Raw genomic sequence first — 18,347 nt, forward strand, 5'->3', positions numbered from 1 at the left:
AGATTTTACAAATAGTTAATGGTATCTGTCCAAATTATATGCCATATTAATAGTGTGTTAGATTCGAGGGAATGTAACATAATAATATGTCAAATGGAGGGTACTAATGAAACACTCAACTGTTCGTAAGGTTTTTAATCTAGTTCTAATTTTCGCTATTGTTTTCATGAATTATTCATCAGTTTTTGCTATGAAAGCATCTGCGGAAAGTAACGAAGAACTGGCAGAGGATTTATTCATTTCAGAGTATATTGAAGGAAGTTCGTTTAATAAAGCAATTGAAATATTTAATGGAACTGGGGAAACAGTTGATTTATCAGATTACCAAGTTGAACTGTACAGCAATGGGGCAGAGTCACCAAGTCAAACACTAACCTTAGATGGTGTGTTGGAGCATGGTGATGTATTTGTAATGGCACATAGTAGTGCAGATCCAGCAATTCTTGAAGTTGCTGATCTTACAAATGGTAGTATCATTAATTTTAACGGGGATGACGCATTTACCTTAGTAAAAAATGATAACTTAATAGATGTAATAGGTGTGATTGGTGAAAGGACTAATTTTGCAGCGGACGTAACACTCGTTAGAAATGCTTCAATTGCAGCACCTAGTACAACATATAATGAAACAGAATGGACAGATTATCCAAGTAATACCTTTGCATATCTTGGCAGCCATACAATGGATGGTATAGATCCAGAAGAGCCAGGTGATCCTGGTGACCCGGAAGAACCCGGTGATGAATACGCTATCGGAGATGCTCGTAATTTAAGTGATGGTACAGTCGTAACAGTTGAGGGGATTGTAACAGCAGATAATGCTGCTATTAGCAATGGGTCTCAATTTACAACTTACATACAAGATGAAACGGGTGGAATTAATTTATTTGCTTATCAACAAGGACAATTACCGGACCTTGTTAAAGGAGATAGAGTTCAAGTAACAGGTGAACTAGACTCCTATAATGGGTTAAAAGAAATTATTCCACAATCGATAGAAATTTTAGAGCAAGATCAAGCATTACCAGAAGCACAAACGATAACTCTTGAAGACCTTCAAGATCCAGCAATTGCAGAATCATTTGAAGGGGAGCTCGTACAAGTAAATGGGTTTATTAATAATATTCCAAGTAGTCCTGCTGGTGGTGGATATAATGTATCATTAATTGATGCAGATTTTAACGGAACAACGCTACGAGTAATGGAAAATGCACTAGATCTATCATTAGTTGAATCTAATATGTGGTACGATATCACAGCTATTGTGAGCCAATATAATGATTATCAGTTAATTCCAACGGAGCAAGCAGATATCCAGGTAGCAGAGGAGCAACCAGAACCTCCTTCTGCAGAAGGACTCTATGAAACTACGGTTGAGAGAGTGACAGATGGGGATACCATCCGTGTTGCTGATCCAGTTTTTGGAGAAACAAGAGTGCGTTTTCTAAATATGGATACACCGGAAACGTATGCGGCGCATAATAAGGATCCACAAAGAGCAGAGATAAATGAAAATCAAAAATACTATGGTGACCTAGCAACAGATTATATTAGTGAGCTAATTCAACCAGGTGATGAAATTTATTTAAAGGTAGGCTCAGAACCTACGGATGATTATGGTCGAATTTTAGCGGAAGTAATTCGTAAGGAAGATGGTCTAAATATTAACTTAGAAATGGTAGCTCAAGGGTATGCATCTACATATTTCTTAGCACCTATTGATGAAGAAGCGTATCCTGTTTATCAAGAAGCAGTGAAGGAAGCAAAAGATGCCGGATTAGGGATTTGGAATCCAGAAGATCCATTATTGGAGTTACCATTTGTATTCCGTGCATTTGATGATCAAAAAGGATTGCAGCGATATGTTGGTAATTCTGACACAATGGAGTATGTAGATCCTGTTGATTGGTCAGATGTTCCAGTTGAAAAACGTGTCTTCTTCTCTAGTGCAGAAGAAGCGGAATCCTATGGATATACTCCAGTTGATGGAGGTGGCGAAGCAGATCCGAATATCCTTGAATTACAATTGATAAGTATGAATGATCTGCATGGGAAAATTGATCAGGAATATAGTCTTGACCCTGATGGGGATGGTACTTTTGATATGTATGGTCGTATGGATTATACGGCGGCAGCGATAAAAGAACGTGAACAAGAAAATCCAAATACATTAATCGTTCATGCAGGTGATATGATTGGTGGAAGTTCTCCAGTATCTGGTCTCTTACAGGATGAACCTACTGTTGAAATTATGGAGGAAATTGGCTTTGATGTAGGAACGGTAGGTAACCATGAGTTTGATGAAGGACTTGATGAATTACTACGCATGGTGAATGGTGGAGATCATCCTGAGGGTAAAGGTACGGAAGATTATGATGGAATGAATTTCCCGGTTTTATGTGCAAATTGTGTATATGAGGATACTGGGGAGTTATTCTTACCTCCATATCATGTAGAAGAGGTGGATGGTGTTGAAATTGGATTCGTTGGTGTCAACACAACGGAAACAGTAAATATGGTTATGCCTTCTTCTTTAGAAAATGTAGCATTTACTGATGAAGTAGATGCAGTGAATGATGCTGTAGAAGATTTAACTTCTCAAGGTATTGAAGCAATTATTGTATTAGCACATATGCCTGCATATCAATCTGGTGATAGCGCAACAGGTGATGCAGCTGAATTGGCTCATGGTGTTGATGATGCAGTGGATGTCATTTTCGCAGCACATAACCATCAAGTCAATAACGTAATTGTTGATAACAAATTAATAGTTCAAGCATCAGAATATGGTAAAGCATTCGCTGATGTAGATCTTGAAATTGATCGCACTACAGGAGATATTGTTCATAAAGAAGCGGAAATTGTTTTTGTAAAACAAAATGATTACACGCCAGATGAAACAGTAGCAACAACACTATCTTACTATGAAGAAGCAATTGCTCCTATTGTCAATGAGGTAGTAGGATATAATGGGCAAGAGCTAACAGGTAGTTATACTAATGACAGTGACCATGGGCTTGGAAACTTAATTGCTGATGGTATGAACGTTGCGATGGATAGCGATTTTGCGATGATGAATGGTGGAGGAATACGCGATGTTTTACTTGAAGGTCCAATTACTTGGGGCGAATTATACAATATTCAACCATTCGGAAATACATTAATGACAGTTGAAATTACAGGAGCTGATCTGTATCCTATTCTAAACGAACAGCTTTCAGGTTATGGATCAGATTATAGTATTGCAGGATTCCATTATACGTTTAATCCGGATTTACAAGAGGTCGTAGATATCACATTCCCAGATGGTACACCAATTGATGAGAACGCTGTATATACATTAACAGTGAATAACTATATGGGAACTTCAGATGGACCGATTAAGGATTTAGGTCAAAATCCTGTTATGGGACCTGAAGACATTGATGCAACCGTTGAATTTGTTCGTAGTTTGAATAGCTCGGAATCTAATCCAATCATGTACGGACCAGAAGGACGAATTGCAGTAACAGATGAGGTACCTGGAGAAGGGGAAGAGCAACCAGTTGTGGAAGTATCTCCTAAGCAAAACAATGGCACAGCAACTGTTCATACAAAAGACTTGGAGGATCTTGAACAAGGTGTTCAAGTTGTTATTAACATTTACAATGAGAAAAAACCTAGAAGTCTTTTGTTAAATAAACAGCAAGTTGATTTACTGAAAGAAAAAGAAGCTACATTAGTGGTAACAAATGGCATTGTGTCAAGAACGATTGAAATGGTTAATGTAACAGAGAAAGTATTGAAGGTTAGTTTAGAAGATTAACATTTTAGGGTATCCTCCTGTGAGGATGCCCTAATTTTTATGAAAGCTGATAAAATGGAGCCGAGGGCCGATAATTCAGAATGAAAGCCGATATTTCCAAACGAAGGCCGGTAATCGAAACAAATATCCAATTTCTCACCAAAAAAACCATATTCCGCATTTAACCAAAACGCAGAATATGGTTCAATATTTTATTTTTAAGGTGTCCATTCATCATGCATAATTGCAACTAGCTTCCAGTTACCTTCGTATTTCTCAAAAACAAGCGCAAGTCCGCTCCAATCAAGGGTGTCTATATCTTCTGTGTCATGAAAGAATTCTACGAGCTGCGACTCTGGGAATCTTTCTCCAACATAATTTAAATAGTCATCTCGTATGTTTAGCTCATTAACAAATATTCCATCTGGTTCCACGTAATTTGTCGGTTTCACATACGAATCATAAAATTCTTGAGCTGTCATTTCTATTGGTAAACCACTTGCTGCATGATATCCCCAATTAAGCATTTCTTGGTTATCTAAAAGAGTTGGAATTTCTGCTGCTGTAAATTGTATAGGTTCATGGTCATCAACTACTGGCGAGTGATCCACCTGTAAAAATGGTCCAAATACCAATCCTTTTTCAGGGTGAACGGCATCCGCTAATGCGTCCATATCCTCAGCAATAAGCATTTCTAGTACATCATTAGCATGTTCAACAATACCTGGTTGCTTATAGATTAGTTCTAGTGAGGTAATTGGACTGTCCTCGTAATAGGATGTAATCTCACCTTCTGAATTAGCTTCTACTTCTCCTTCCATTACAAACTGTATCTGATAGTAAGTTAGATCATAGAGTAAATTAGTTTGGCTACCTATTGTTTGATTCACTGTTGAAATGCTAGATGGCTCTCCGATTGCCTGAAAAAGCTCCCTTACGGTAACGTGATCATCAGGATTTAATTCAAATCGATAAGAAGTGAATAAATCCTCTTCGTTGTGCTTAAAGAATATGTGATCCCCATATACGTGAGCCATTCCGTCGCCTGCTGGATATGTTTCAAATGGTTGCCCAAATCTTTTAGGGAATGTCCTTGAATCAGCAGGGATTTGTATGGCACTCTGGCCAGGTAACCTACCAATAGCTGCATGTTCAAGTAGTTCTGTATTTAACATTTCTGAGAGCGATGGAATTTGTGAAGTCATCCAGGAATTAATAAATTCTTCATCATCCTCTGCACCATTCTCTGCACCGTACTCAAGAAGCATGTCAATCGTTTGTTGGTCCTCGAAAAATTGTGCTAATTGTAATACGGTCATTTCGCTATCTGGCAATACAGTATTCGGATTAGCTCCAGTATCAAGTAATCGTTCTACGATTTGGCTTTGATGTCTGTAGATTGCAAGTATGAGTGGTGTGTGTCCCAAATGATTCGTGGCAGAATGATCAGCCCCATGTTCTAATAGTATTTCTACGGTATCAATGCTAGTAGTTAGCATTAATGGTGTATTTGAATCATCCCCAGTAGCATCAACACTTGCATTTAGATTTAACAGCTCAATAACAGCAGTGCTCTGGTTATCCTTAGCTGCCGCTAGAAGTGCAATGTTAGGATCTGCTCCATTTTGAACAGCTTCTAGTATTATATCCCAATCTCGTTCTCCTGGTGCTTTGGTTAGTTCTTCTTCAAACACTTTTTCATCATCTGTTGATTCTACCTCATCAGTATCTTCAACTATATATTGATCCGTAAAAAAGATGGAAGTGAATTGTTCGAGATTATCGTCACTCATTTTATAATTCATACCGTTAATCGTTACGATACTTTTTCCAGTAAAGGTAAGCGTCTCGATTTTTTTCATTTCATAATCATATAGTTCAATAGTAGTTGTTTCATCGGAAGAGCTGTTTTCTTTTGTTTCTGTAAATTCCATAGAACCTATAGAGTCTTGAAATACTTGGATGACTTCCTCATTGCTAGAAGAATATATAACATCTTGATTGGTAGCTTCATATCCTGTGATTTTTCCGATTTCTTCATCAATTAGTTCATTAAAAGCCACTTGGGTATGTGACTGTTCTTCCGTGACATCAAGATTTGTAATGAGTAAAACGGAAAAGATAAACAATGCAAATACAGTCCCAAGGGTAACCGTTAACTTTTGAAATGATCGAAATCGAGTGGGCTTTGTGTTCCTAATCGCTTGTTTAATTTCCAGTTTTGTATGTTGGTTTAATTCAGGTTTTGGCATGGACTTTAGCTTTTCATCTAACTGCTCGAGATGATTGTGCCCCTTCATAAGAACACCTCCTTAATTCCTCATTTAAAGCAATTTTTGCTCGATAATGTGTCGTTTTAACTTTATTCTCACTCCACTTCAATATTTTGGCAGATTCTCGAACAGATAATTCTTTAATGCCGCGCAATATTAAAACGTCCTGATAATTTGCTTTTAAACGCTGAATACATTGGTAAATAATTTTAGTTTCTTCATTTAAATCCATAATTGTTTCAGGAGATATATCTGTTTTGGGTTCATTTGCTTTTTCAAGAGGAATCGTGTTTCCCCATTTACGGGACTTTCGCTTTCGTGATTCATCGATTGCAACGTTACGAGCAATACTTAAAAGCCATGTTTTCGGGCTAGAATTTTGTTTGAAGCTCTTATAACCCTTCAGTGCTTTAATAAACACTTCTTGTAACAAATCTTCTGCATCGGATGGACCAATTCTATAAATCAAAAAATGGTATATATCATTTCCATATTCTTCAAACCAATCCGATATAATATCGTTATGCGACACAATTGACCACCTCCCTGATTCACTAAATTAGACGGAGCAAATAAAAAAACATTACATTAATTTTAATCTTTTTAAAATATGTTTTGAATAATTTAGATTATTGCTACAATAAGTGCCGAGAAGGATAACTTATAGAATTTAATTATTTCTTTTGTCATATCTTTACTATATATTATATAAGTAGATTTTTTTAATAGGAGAAAGAATAAAGTATTCCTTTCCTGTATAAATGGGCAAGAAAGTTTTGCTAAAAAGAATTACAAAAGCCAAGTTTTCTAAACGAGGGGGTCTTTACATGCAAGATGATTACCGGTTTAAAATTGCAAATCGGGAAGCACTGATTGGTGTTGGATTGGTTATTTTTAATTTTATATGGTGGTTTGCTTTTGCATATGGTATGGGGAGCAAAGATCCTGAAGAATATTCATATATATTTGGACTACCAGATTGGTTCTTTTATAGTTGTGTATTAGGATTTATCGTGATGGCTGTTCTGGTGGCATTTATTGTGAAAAAGTTCTTTGTTGAGGTTCCCTTTGAAGAAGAAGTAGAAGGGACTGAAAAGGAATGAATTGGGAAGCGATTATTCCCTTAATTGGGTTTCTAATCATCATTTTTGGAATTGGGATGTATGCAGGAAAATTTGTTAGGTCTTCCAATAATTTCTTAGATGAATATTTTTTAGGTGGGCGAAGCTTAGGTGGCTTTGTGCTAGCGATGACAATGACTGCTACATACGGAAGTGCTAGTAGTTTTATTGGAGGTCCTGGTACAGCGTATACCCAAGGATTAGGATGGGTTTTGCTTGCCATGTCACAGGTTGCAACTGGATATTTTGTGTTAATGGTATTAGGAAAAAAATTTGCTATCGTAACGAGGAAATATAAAGCTGTAACATTGGTTGATTTTTTACGTAAACGTTACCAGTCGAAATGGGTTGTTCTTTTTTCTGCGATTAGCATTATTATTTTTTTATTTTCTGCAATGGCTGCTCAGTGGATTGGTGGGGCTAGATTAATAGAATCCCTTACAGGGTTATCCTATACAACCGCACTATTCATTTTTGCCTTATCTGTTTTGATTTATGTTACAATTGGCGGATTTCGTGCAGTAGCTCTGACAGATGCTATTCAGGGTACTGTTATGTTTGTCGGAACACTCGTTTTACTTATTGCTGTAATTATTGCTGGAGGAGGAATATCCTCGATCATGGCGGATCTTATGGCAGAAAACCCCAATTTGGTAACACCGTTTGGTAAAGATGGTAGTTTATCACCTGCATATGTATCTTCCTTTTGGATTCTTGTAGGTGTTGGGGTGGTGGCTTTACCACAAATTGCAACTCGTGCTATGTCATATAAAAATGCTCGTTCCATGCATCGTGCCTTGATTATTGGGACAATTGTTGTTGGATTTATTATGTTGAATATGCACTTAATTGGAGTCTTTGCTAGACCAATACTACCCGGAATCGATGTACCAGATACAGTGATGCCTTTAATTGCGCTTGAAGTAATGCCAGCTTGGTTGGCGGGTATTGTCCTAGCGGCACCAATGGCGGCAATCATGTCTACCGTAGATTCATTGTTATTATTGGTTAGTTCATCAATTGTAAAAGATGTATATCTAAACTATATACAACCAAAGGCTTCTCCTAATCGAGTTAAAGCCTTGAGTATTGGAATTACAGCTGTTTTAGGTGTTATTGTGTTTTTAATGTCATTAAATCCACCAGAATTAATTATTTGGTTAAACTTGTTTGCATTTGGCGGGCTAGAAGCTGCATTTATTTGGCCAGTAGTAATGGGATTATATTGGAAAAAAGGGAATAAATATGGAGCTTTAGCTTCCATGCTAGTAGGTGTAGGCTTATACATCCTTTCTGATTTTAATCTGTTCACACAACCATTTGGTATGCATGCAGTTGTATTACCTGTCGTGGTAGCCTTTTTTGCCTATGTATTAGTTAGCTTAGCAACGCAAAGTAAGGGAACAAATGAGATGAAAATATAACTAAACGAAGAAAGTGTTCCATTAAAAGTGGAACACTTTTTTTATACTGGATAGGAAAGTGTAAACTTTCCTATCCTGCATGAGTGCAAATCGGTATTATATGAAATTCGGATTGATTGCCAAGGTGTGCTGAATTAATCTTGAAAATGCTGAATAATCACTTGAAATACTGAATTATTCTCGAAAATGCTGAAATAATCGCTTGAAATGCTGAATTATTCTCGAAAATGCTGAATCAATCGCTTGAAATACTGAATTAATCTAGAAAATGCTGAAATAATCACTTGAAATGCTGAATTATTCTCGAAAATGCTGAATCTCAAGAGAAAGACTATTAAGCGCAGGTCTAGTCCTTACTTTCTGCCATGGGCGAATGCCAGGTTTTCAAAAAACGTGTTATTCATGCTATAGTGTCATTAAGAGGGGGGATGTATAAAATGAATGGTATCATCCTATTTGATGGTGAGTGTAATTTTTGTGATCGTAGTGTTCAATTTATCCTAAAAAAAGAGTCCGAACCGTACTATCACTTTTCTTCCTTACAAAGTGATGCTGGAAAAGAGCTAATAAAAGAGTTTGGAATTCCCAAGAATTTAGATAGTATGATATTAATTGAAGGCGATACGTATTTTACCAAATCGTCTGCTGCTCTACGTGTTTGTAAAAAACTTAGTGGCTATTGGAAGTTGTTATACGGGTTGTTAATTGTTCCTAAACCTATCAGGGATCTATTCTATAATATTTTAGCTAAAAATCGATATAAATGGTTTGGAAAGAAAGATAGCTGTATGCTTCCTTCTGCAGAAGTACGGAACAGGTTCTTATGAGTTTGTTATTGCGTGATTCACAGGTTGAACAAACGTTTATTTACTAAATGAAACCCTGCTTTATAACCATGTATGATGGCTAAAGGCTTGGTAGCAATGATATACGCTATATAAAACGGTGTCTCGTTTCCATGAGACACCGTTCAAACTAATTTATTAAGCTTTTTGTAAATTCAACGAAGTACTCCAAAGATCCTTCATTACTCAAGGATCCTTTATTTACCACTTGATTTAATGGCTTGCCCATTAAGATTTTTTTAACAGGAATTTCTAATTTTTTCCCATTCAATGTTCTTGGAAGATCAGGAGCTTCATAGATTCCAGTCGGAACATGCCTAGGAGAGCATTGTGTTTTAATTTGATGCCTAATAGCTTGTTTAATATCTTCTGTTAATTCATTGCCATCCTTCATGATCACAAATAACGGAACAAAGGAATCCCCATTTTTCCTTGGGATATCAACAATTAAACTATCGGACACTTCCTTTACTTGATCCACTGCACGATAAATTTCACTTGTACCGATTCGTATGCCCCCTCGGTTAATGGTTGCATCAGAACGACCATATATAACACATGTTCCTCGTTTTGTTATTTTTAAGTAATCCCCATGTCTCCATATTCCAGGGAACATATCAAAATAGCTATCATGTAATCTAGATCCGTCTCTATCATTCCAAAAATAAATAGGCATGGAAGGAAATGGTTCTGTAAGTACAAGCTCACCGACTTCTTCCATACGAGGCTGGCCATGATCATTAAAGCTTTCAATTTTCGCACCTAGTCCGCGACATTGTAGTTCACCAGCATAAACAGGTAAAGTCGGTACCCCTAAAATAAATGCGGTACATACATCAGTTCCACCACTGGCTGATGCAATCCATAAATCATCTTTTACATGGTCGTAGCACCATTTAAACCCTTCAGGTGGGAGAGGTGAACCAGTTGAACTAATATTTTTCAGATGGGTTAAATTAAATGCATTTTTAGGTGAAAAGTCATCTTTCATACAAGCAGTTATAAAGCTTGCACTTGTTCCAAATACAGTCATTTTAGTATTTTCCGCAAGCTTCCACAGCATTTTCTTATCGGGGTAGGCTGGATTGCCGTCATATAAGATAATGGTACTACCGGTTAATAATCCACCTACTAAGAAGTTCCACATCATCCATCCGGTTGTTGTAAACCAGAAAAAGCGATCATCTTCATCTAGGTCTACATGGAAGGTAAGTGCTTTTAAATGTTCTAGCAAGATTCCACCTTGGCTTTGGACGATTGGTTTTGGTTTTCCAGTCGTTCCCGATGAAAACAATACCCATAATGGATCATTGAAAGAAACATATTCATAGGTTAATTCTACATTTTCAGTAGACCGAATCGCATCGTTCCATAAGGTTACATTTTTCAGATTTGTAAAATCTTCTTGTTCATTTAAATAAGGAATTCCAATAGTAGCTTCTAATGTTGGAAGTTGGGACTGGATATTTTCTATAATGGTTGTCCGATCAAATTCTTTTCCACCATAGCTATAGCCATCCACAGTAATCATTACTTTGGGTTCAATCTGTTTAAAACGATCTATTACACTTTGCGTCCCAAAATCAGGAGAGGCACTTGACCAAATGGCTCCAAGGCTAGCGGTTGCTAAAAATGCAACCGTAGATTCATAGATGTTAGCTGTATAAGCAACTACTCGATCCCCTTTTTGTACACCTAAATTTCTTAAGGTTTGCTGTAATGCAGCCGTATCCTGGTACAGCTTTTCCCATGTAACTTCAGCTGTTTGACGCAGCTCGGAGGTGTGTATAATTGCGGTCTTATTTTGATTGCGATTACGAAAGATGTGCTCGGTGTAGTTAATTGTTGCCTCTTTAAACCATTTAGCACCAGGCATTTGCTTACCTGTTAAAATGGTTTGATAGGGTTGGTTTGATTGAATATTAAAGTACTCCCATATCGATTCCCAAAAGCTTTCCAACTCATTGACAGACCATTTCCATAGTGAATGATAATCCGAAAAGGTAAGTCCCTTATGGTTTTTTAACCAGTTCATATATTTATAGATATTGGATCTAGTTTTACGGTCTTCATTTGGTTCCCATAGTAGTGTACCTTCTTCGATTCGTTCCACGTAATCACTCCCTGAATTATAGCAATAATTAATTTTATTATATGGAAACGCTTTCTATGTGTAAAGGATCTATGATTCAATTATTTTATTATATCAAAAAAGCTAGGTGTCAGGAAAGAAGCACCTAGCTGATTAAAAAATAAAGATTAATTTTTAGCTAATTCATCGGCAAAAACTTTTACATATTCCGGTAGATCCGGTGGTCTACGACTAGAAATAATATGACCATCAACGGTTACAGCTTCATCTACCCATGTTGCACCAGCATTGGTCATATCGTCCTTAATGCCAGGAGTACTAGTTACTGTTCTTCCTTGTAAAATATTCGCAGAAATTAGAACCCATCCAGCATGACAGATTTGACCTATTGGCTTTTTCGCTTGATCCATTTCTTTAATAAATGCCAAGACTTCTGGAAAGCGTCGTAATTTATCTGGTGCCCACCCACCTGGGACTAGTATAGCATCGTAGTCATCAGAATTGATATCACTAAAAGCATACTTCGATTCAGCAGGTACACCATATTTACCAATATATTTCTGATTTGCCTCTTTACCTATGAGGTCAACTTGGGCACCTTCTTCTTGTAAACGCAATACTGGGTACCAAAGTTCAAGATCTTCAAAATCTTCATCAACTAAAGCAATAACTTTTTTATCTTTTAATCGCATATAAACCCTCCATTTTTTTAAGTGTATCAAAAGATAGAAATAAATTCGAATGTATCCATATTTTTCGATAAGAGTTATCTTTTAATTCCTACCTTCCAAATCTTTATTAAGTGTAGCCTCAATCTTCTTAAAATAAATATAGTAACCAGTCCAAAATATTGCATATATGAGAATGAATAGGAAAAAACTGAAGATGATGGCTTTCATATTCATAGGTACCCATCCAACGGAAAGGGCAACAATAAAATAAAATCCAATAGAAAGAGTAAAATGTATGATGGTTTTTTTCAAAGGGCTCCAAGTTTCGTTTTCATAAATAAATGAGCTTAATCCAAAATAGATACCCATCAGAAAACTTGCCAGCATATGCATCCAAATTTCTTTCACGGATGATTCTATATCAAAAATGATTAAGATGGTAAGGGCAATAAAGGTGAGGATACCGCCAACAGCAATTCCGCTTATACTTCGTTTGATTACGTCATTTAACATCTGATTGCCCTCCCATAGCCAGTCTTTCTTTAATTGCAGCAACATAATTTCGTGTAATATATTCTTTATTACCAGAATGAAAATAAACACAAAGGTTCCCATTAAACGATAATTCAAATCGCTGTATTTGATTGATGTTCCCAATTACTGATTTTGAAAACCGCATAAAATCATGAGGGATTAATATTTTTTCGATTTCATATAGCTTCATTCTTATTTCAAAGCTACGGTTTTTTTGAGCAGCAAATATTTTTCTTTTTTCAGCGTATATATAATCGATCGTTTTTGGATCAAGAATAATTGTTTGTTCTTCCTCAACACCAAATAAGCGTTGGGGCTTTCTTCTTTTTATAACATTAACAATTTCCTCGAGTTCCTCTGACCATTCATTTGTTTGAATCGTTACCTGTGTTTCTGTGTACATTTCGTCAATGTCTATGTTTACTTTCATCTAGGGACCCCCATATAAACATGTCTTTACTCTTAGGTTACAGAACGCTTTAAAAATACAGGATACCGGAAGATTGCAAGCACAAATCCGGCGACACCAATGCAAAACAGTATAAGCAGCGTTTGAAAAAGATCGGAATAGTTTATGTTACCAGCCATTGCATCTTGGAATGCTTGATGAGCCCAGAATTGTGGTAAGAAGTAACTAATTGTCTGCATAAAGTCAGGCATCATATCATGTGGAATCCATAGGCCACTTAACATGGCCCCACCTAAAGCAATAATCTGAGTTATAGCTAATCCCATATTTTCTGTTTTTACCATGACAGCAGTAGCTAAGCCAATAGCTGTAACAGTAAAGGTTAAAAAGATAGAAAGGATGAGAAGTACCATAGGTTGCTCTAATGGAACATTATAAACTATCTTCCCAAATAAAAGTAACACAAAAATCTGAATAAAAACAATAAACATATATGGGAGCCATTTTCCTAACATATAGAAATAAGGACGTAAAGGAGTACTAGCAAATCTAGCAGTCATCCCTTTATCTCTGTCTTTATTAAAAGTAGAAACCATCGAGATGATGATAAAAAATACAAACATGACAACATATCCGGGTATGATGGATACAATTACCTGCTTGCGAGTTGTTTCATCTGTATTTCCTGTGAAGATTGCAATAAATAATACGGTAAATAGGATTGGTAAAATGACCATCCAGAATAATAGACCTTTATCCTGTAAATTTTTCTTTAATTCCGTAATCATTATGGCACGCATGTGTTTTCCTCCAATTATAAGAATTTATTCTCTAAGTTCACTACCAGTTAATGAAAAAAATATATCCTCTAGTCGGGGTTGGACAAGCTCTAATTGTTCTAGTTCAATCACGTGCTCACGGCAATAGGCAATCATATTTTCCATTACTTGTAATGGTTCATTCGTTGATAGTATATATCCACCTTTTTTAGAGACAACGTCACCATATTGTTTCATCTTATCGAGATTTATAGGAGTTCCTTTAATGAAAATAGAGGGGGTGGCATATTGTTTTAACAAATCATTAACAGCCCCCTTTTCTACAACAACTCCACTATCTATAAATACAACCTCATCACAAAGTAGTTCTACTTCTTCGATATAATGGCTAGCGTATATAATCGTACGCCCATCATTTTTGATTCTATTAATCATTTGAAAAATGTAATTCCGTGATTGTGGATCAATACCTACAGTGGCTTCATCCATAATGAGGATATCCGGGTTATGCATTAGGGAACAGCCAATATTTAAACGTCGTTTCATTCCTCCAGAAAATGTAGAAACTTTATCATTCGCTCGCTTTTCTAAGTTAATCTGCTTTAATACCTCTATTGCTCGAAGTTTTAATTTCTTTCCAGTAAGGCCGTATAGTTTTCCAAATAAGGATAGATTCCCGATTGCTGAAAGTCCTTCTTCCAAACAAATATCTTGTGGGACATATCCGATTTTTTCTTTCTGTTCTGGAGTAAGTATTTTGTTATCAATGAATACATCTCCTGTGTAATCATGAATAATGGAAGCAAGAATTTTCATTAATGTTGACTTGCCAGCTCCGTTTGGGCCAACTAATCCAAAACAACTACCTTTTGAAATATGAAAGGAAACGTCATCTAATGCCTTTGTTTTTTCATAATGCTTTGATACATTTGATATATTTAACAACGAATACACCTTCCTTTTTTTCTTTAGTATGACAACAACTATCCGCCTATTTCGCAAAGAATGAATAACATATCATATTTGATGTTTGAAATAACATAAATCATGGATGTAAACAAAAAAACATCACTTATGGTAAGTGATGTTTAGGAAAATGATGCTGAAGTAGAAGCTATATTTTGTTCTGATAGTGTTCGGCAAATTTTGCAAATGCGTTTTCGTCTTCAACTAGACCGCATGAACCACATTGGATTCTGTATTCAGGTCCTTTGTATGTTACATGGTAAACCTCAACAGAATCGTTTGTATAATCGTTAAGTACCTCACCGGTTTTTGAATCTATTTTTACGGGCTTTGCTACTTGTTCAATAAGATTAAATCGTGAACTGTTTGTTTTACAATTAGGACATCGATATGGTCGAGTCATTTCAAACACCTCCACCATTATTATTGGTTAGAATAGGATGGATTATAACTCATTTTAGGAAGGGTCGAACCATTGTTTTATTTTTGATAGAAAAGATGTAGGTGCTTCGTTTGCTTCCTCCTCACTATCTAATTCCTCTTCCTCATCGAGAAAAATATCCTCTTTGTCAATCGCGTAGTCATAGGTTAGTACTGCACCAATATCGGTATCCGTTTCTTCATTTGTTACAACAGTGTAGGGGATGTTGTATTGATCAGCCAATTCTTTTTCAGCTTTTAAAAATTTACTAGCTACATGACCATTAAAAATAAGCTTTGCATCCTTATGTTTTTGCATCTCTTCTTCTAACTTTCCTAATCCCTTGTTTGTCATAATTTGCCCAATCTTTAGAGCTAATACGATCCGTTCTCGAAGGGTTCCTAGAAAATAATCGCGTTCTCCTTGTTTGGGTAGGCGAGTACCATGAATGCCCTCTGTAAGGTAGTCCTCGACGTTTTTATTAGCCATATGTATTCCTCACTTTATAATGATATACCTTCATTGTATGTAGGAAAGGGAATTGGTGCAATTGTAACGTTACTTTTAAGGGCGATTCTTATAAGAACCGCCACCTTGAGATCATTATTTTCTTTTTGCACGTTGGTCTGCTGCACGACTCCTAGCTTGTGCCTCTTTATCATTATGGTCAGCCAACTCTTCAGAAAACTCGATATCTCTACCATCAGATTTTTGATTCTTAGGAGTTTGTGCAAGATAATTATGGCCTTTTGATTTGTTATGATCATCTCTTCCACCCAATGTAAGCACCTCTTTTCATGATTTTTCTTCATTAGTATGTACCCAATTAGCATGAAAGATGTAAAAAAGAAGTAATCAATGGAATCACTCCACTGATTACTTCAACTTTAATTTTCGTTTGTTTCTTCTTTTTCTTTATTATAATCTTCATACTCGATAACATCATCAAATGGTTCTTCATATTCAGATTCGAATGGATCATAAGCTTCTTTTCCATATTTATAAATGGAAGGATCAACAGGTTCCCATGCCTCCGTTGGTTGGTAGAAGCGTAATAAATCTCCATTTAATAATTTATCGGAAAGCTCTAGCTCATGTTGTGCGGTATTTTTTATTTCTTCCATTTCCTCAGTAGGTTCAAGTTCTTCACCAGTTGTTGTATCGTAATAGGTTCCTGAAACATAGCTGAATTCAGGAGTAACAACATCTCCATTACGGAATGGAACTACTTGATTATGCTCATCAGAGAATAGATCCGTACCAAATTGAATATAGTCTTGACCATTAATTCCTATTAAGTGCATTAGAGTTGGCATTACATCAATTAGTCCACCATAATTGTGGTTTGTGCCTTGGCCATCTACTCCAGGGATTTTTATGAAGAGTGGTACTCGTTGTAATTGAGCATTTTTAAATGCTGTAATTTCTTCTCCAAGTAACTCTTTCATTGCACGGTTATGGTTTTGAGATATTCCATAATGGTCCCCATAAAGGATAATAACGGAATCATCATACATACCTGCTTCTTTTAAGTCCGTAAAGAACTGTTCTAACGCTTCATCCAAATAACGAGCTGTTTGGAAATATCGGTCAACAGAAGCATCTCCAGTTTCAGCGGGAGCGATTGTTGCATCCTCTTCACTAATTAAGTAAGGATGATGATGTGTTAATGTTTGTAAATGTGCGTAAAATGGTTGATCAATTGATTCTAATAATGGCATGGATTCTTCAAAGAAAGGTTTATCCTTCAATCCATAGTTAATAACATTTTCTTCGATCATATTGTAATAGCTTGCATCAAAATACGTGTCGATACCAAATTGCTTATAGATTTCATCGCGGTTCCAGAATGATTTATAATCACCGTGGAATACTGCTGACGTATAGTCTAATTCTTGATTTAGAATTGCTGGAAAAGCTTGGTACGTATTATTTCCACGAGTTACAAATGCTGCACCTTGTGGTAACCCATAAATAGAGTTAGCTAATAAGAACTCTGCATCTGCTGTTTTACCTTGTTCTGTTTGATGGAAGATATTATCAAAATACGTAAAGTCTTCCTCTTGGTCATGAACTAATGAATTTAAGAATGGTGTTACTTCCTCACCATGAAGTTCATAATCAATTAGAAATGTTTGAAAGGACTCTAAATGGATTTTAATAATGTTTTTTCCAGCCGCTGTGCCGAATAATTCATCATTCGGTTCAGCAAATTTATTTTTCGTATAGTTTTCTACTTCTGTAATATCATCACTATCCGCAAGGACACGTTGTGATGAAGTTTTTACGTTTTGAATTGCATCGTATACTGCAAAATTGTATATTCCAAGATATTTGACGATATAGTTTCGGTCAAATGTTCTTTTTAATAATTGAGGTCGATCTGCTTCTGCCATACTTAAGTTAACAGAAAAAGCAATTGCTCCTGCAATTAGTACTAGTAATGGCTTTTTAAAGCTCATTCTACTAGTTGACCAAAAACGTTTGCTCCACATGAATAACGCAATCAGAATAATTATATCGACTGCATATAGTATATCCGTCCAAGTAACTAAACTTGCGATACTTCCACCAAGACTACCGAAATTGCTTGTTTGGGTAAGGGTAGGTAGCGTGATGTAGTCGTTATTAACTCGATAATATACTACATTGGCATATAAGAGAATAGTCATAATCGTATCGATTACAATGATCCATATACCAGCTCGCTTTCCCTTAGCAAATAATGCTAGTCCGAGAAAGATTAATGCGGAACTTAATGGATTAAAGAATAATAGAAATTCTTGTATCCCACCTTTTATATCTAGTCTAAATTCAATTGAATATATAAAATACGATTTTATCCAAAGTAAAATAACTGCCACGAAAAAGAAACTCATTTTTGTTGTAAAGATCTTTTTCATCGTATTCACCCCATAATTTTGCTTGTAATATTAAATTATCAAGTTATCATTTTAACCTATTTTTACCCCTAACGCAAGTGTTTTTACATTATTTACCATTGGTGATTATGAATCTAGTTTATCTT

16 protein-coding genes are annotated in these 18,347 nt (G+C 36.0%); 4 read left to right on the plus strand and 12 right to left on the minus strand.

Features of this window, described 5'->3' with window-relative positions; all coding sequences use genetic code 11:
- Positions 1 to 106 precede the first annotated feature (106 nt).
- A complete protein-coding gene (locus GMD78_RS13870) occupies positions 107 to 3,805 on the plus strand; it encodes a 5'-nucleotidase C-terminal domain-containing protein (RefSeq protein WP_155669399.1) in 3,699 nt (1,232 codons plus the stop codon).
- A gap of 197 nt (positions 3,806 to 4,002) precedes the next feature.
- Here the strand turns inward: GMD78_RS13870 and GMD78_RS13875 are convergent, their stop codons facing one another.
- Positions 4,003 to 6,084, minus strand: a complete 2,082-nt coding sequence (locus GMD78_RS13875) for an ankyrin repeat domain-containing protein (protein ID WP_155669400.1) — start codon at positions 6,082 to 6,084, stop codon at positions 4,003 to 4,005.
- Positions 6,050 to 6,589 carry an RNA polymerase sigma factor gene (locus tag GMD78_RS13880; protein ID WP_343042323.1) on the minus strand — a complete coding sequence of 180 codons (540 nt, stop codon included), beginning with the start codon at positions 6,587 to 6,589 and terminating at the stop codon, positions 6,050 to 6,052. The genes GMD78_RS13875 and GMD78_RS13880 overlap by 35 nt, the downstream gene beginning before the upstream one ends.
- A gap of 295 nt (positions 6,590 to 6,884) precedes the next feature.
- Between GMD78_RS13880 and GMD78_RS13885 the strand changes: the two genes are divergently transcribed.
- From GMD78_RS13885 to GMD78_RS13895, 3 genes are all read left to right on the plus strand, one after another.
- The gene (locus tag GMD78_RS13885; RefSeq protein ID WP_155669401.1) at positions 6,885 to 7,160 is read left to right on the plus strand and encodes a YhdT family protein; all 276 of its coding nucleotides are present in this window, start codon (positions 6,885 to 6,887) and stop codon (positions 7,158 to 7,160) included.
- Positions 7,157 to 8,602 (plus strand): sodium/pantothenate symporter, encoded by a 1,446-nt coding sequence (panF, locus tag GMD78_RS13890; protein ID WP_155669402.1) that lies wholly within the window; start codon positions 7,157 to 7,159, stop codon positions 8,600 to 8,602. The genes GMD78_RS13885 and panF overlap by 4 nt, the downstream gene beginning before the upstream one ends.
- A 437-nt stretch (positions 8,603 to 9,039) precedes the next feature.
- Positions 9,040 to 9,429 (plus strand): thiol-disulfide oxidoreductase DCC family protein, encoded by a 390-nt coding sequence (locus GMD78_RS13895; protein ID WP_155669403.1) that lies wholly within the window; start codon positions 9,040 to 9,042, stop codon positions 9,427 to 9,429.
- 148 nt (positions 9,430 to 9,577) lie between these two features.
- On the opposite strand, the gene GMD78_RS13900 is transcribed toward GMD78_RS13895, so the two are convergent.
- From GMD78_RS13900 to ltaS, 10 genes are all read right to left on the minus strand, one after another.
- Positions 9,578 to 11,560, minus strand: coding sequence for an acetoacetate--CoA ligase (locus tag GMD78_RS13900; protein ID WP_343042324.1), 1,983 nt, complete (start codon positions 11,558 to 11,560; stop codon positions 9,578 to 9,580).
- Between the two features lie 146 nt (positions 11,561 to 11,706).
- Positions 11,707 to 12,231: a type 1 glutamine amidotransferase domain-containing protein gene (locus GMD78_RS13905; RefSeq protein WP_155669404.1), complete on the minus strand. Its 525-nt coding sequence runs from the start codon at positions 12,229 to 12,231 to the stop codon at positions 11,707 to 11,709.
- Positions 12,232 to 12,312: 81 nt separating this feature from the next.
- Positions 12,313 to 12,723, minus strand: a complete 411-nt coding sequence (locus GMD78_RS13910; RefSeq protein WP_155669405.1) for a DUF3021 domain-containing protein — start codon at positions 12,721 to 12,723, stop codon at positions 12,313 to 12,315.
- Positions 12,713 to 13,174, minus strand: coding sequence for a LytTR family DNA-binding domain-containing protein (locus tag GMD78_RS13915; RefSeq protein ID WP_155669406.1), 462 nt, complete (start codon positions 13,172 to 13,174; stop codon positions 12,713 to 12,715). The genes GMD78_RS13910 and GMD78_RS13915 overlap by 11 nt, the downstream gene beginning before the upstream one ends.
- A gap of 32 nt (positions 13,175 to 13,206) precedes the next feature.
- Positions 13,207 to 13,953, minus strand: coding sequence for an ABC transporter permease (locus GMD78_RS13920; RefSeq protein ID WP_155669407.1), 747 nt, complete (start codon positions 13,951 to 13,953; stop codon positions 13,207 to 13,209).
- Between the two features lie 24 nt (positions 13,954 to 13,977).
- Complete coding sequence (locus GMD78_RS13925; protein ID WP_155669408.1) at positions 13,978 to 14,877, minus strand: ABC transporter ATP-binding protein; 900 nt, start codon at positions 14,875 to 14,877, stop codon at positions 13,978 to 13,980.
- 169 nt (positions 14,878 to 15,046) lie between these two features.
- Positions 15,047 to 15,301: a DNA alkylation repair protein gene (locus GMD78_RS13930; RefSeq protein WP_155669441.1), complete on the minus strand. Its 255-nt coding sequence runs from the start codon at positions 15,299 to 15,301 to the stop codon at positions 15,047 to 15,049.
- Positions 15,302 to 15,355: 54 nt separating this feature from the next.
- The gene (locus GMD78_RS13935) at positions 15,356 to 15,808 is read right to left on the minus strand and encodes a YueI family protein (protein WP_155669409.1); all 453 of its coding nucleotides are present in this window, start codon (positions 15,806 to 15,808) and stop codon (positions 15,356 to 15,358) included.
- Between the two features lie 114 nt (positions 15,809 to 15,922).
- On the minus strand, positions 15,923 to 16,099 hold the full coding sequence (locus GMD78_RS13940; RefSeq protein ID WP_155669410.1) for a YfhD family protein: 177 nt from the start codon (positions 16,097 to 16,099) through the stop codon (positions 15,923 to 15,925).
- A 107-nt stretch (positions 16,100 to 16,206) separates the two neighbouring features.
- Positions 16,207 to 18,222: a lipoteichoic acid synthase gene (gene ltaS, locus GMD78_RS13945; RefSeq protein WP_155669411.1), complete on the minus strand. Its 2,016-nt coding sequence runs from the start codon at positions 18,220 to 18,222 to the stop codon at positions 16,207 to 16,209.
- Positions 18,223 to 18,347: the final 125 nt, after the last annotated feature.

The organism is Ornithinibacillus caprae, from assembly GCF_009728145.1.
GTDB classification, from domain to species: Bacteria; Bacillota; Bacilli; order Bacillales; family Amphibacillaceae; genus Ornithinibacillus; species Ornithinibacillus caprae.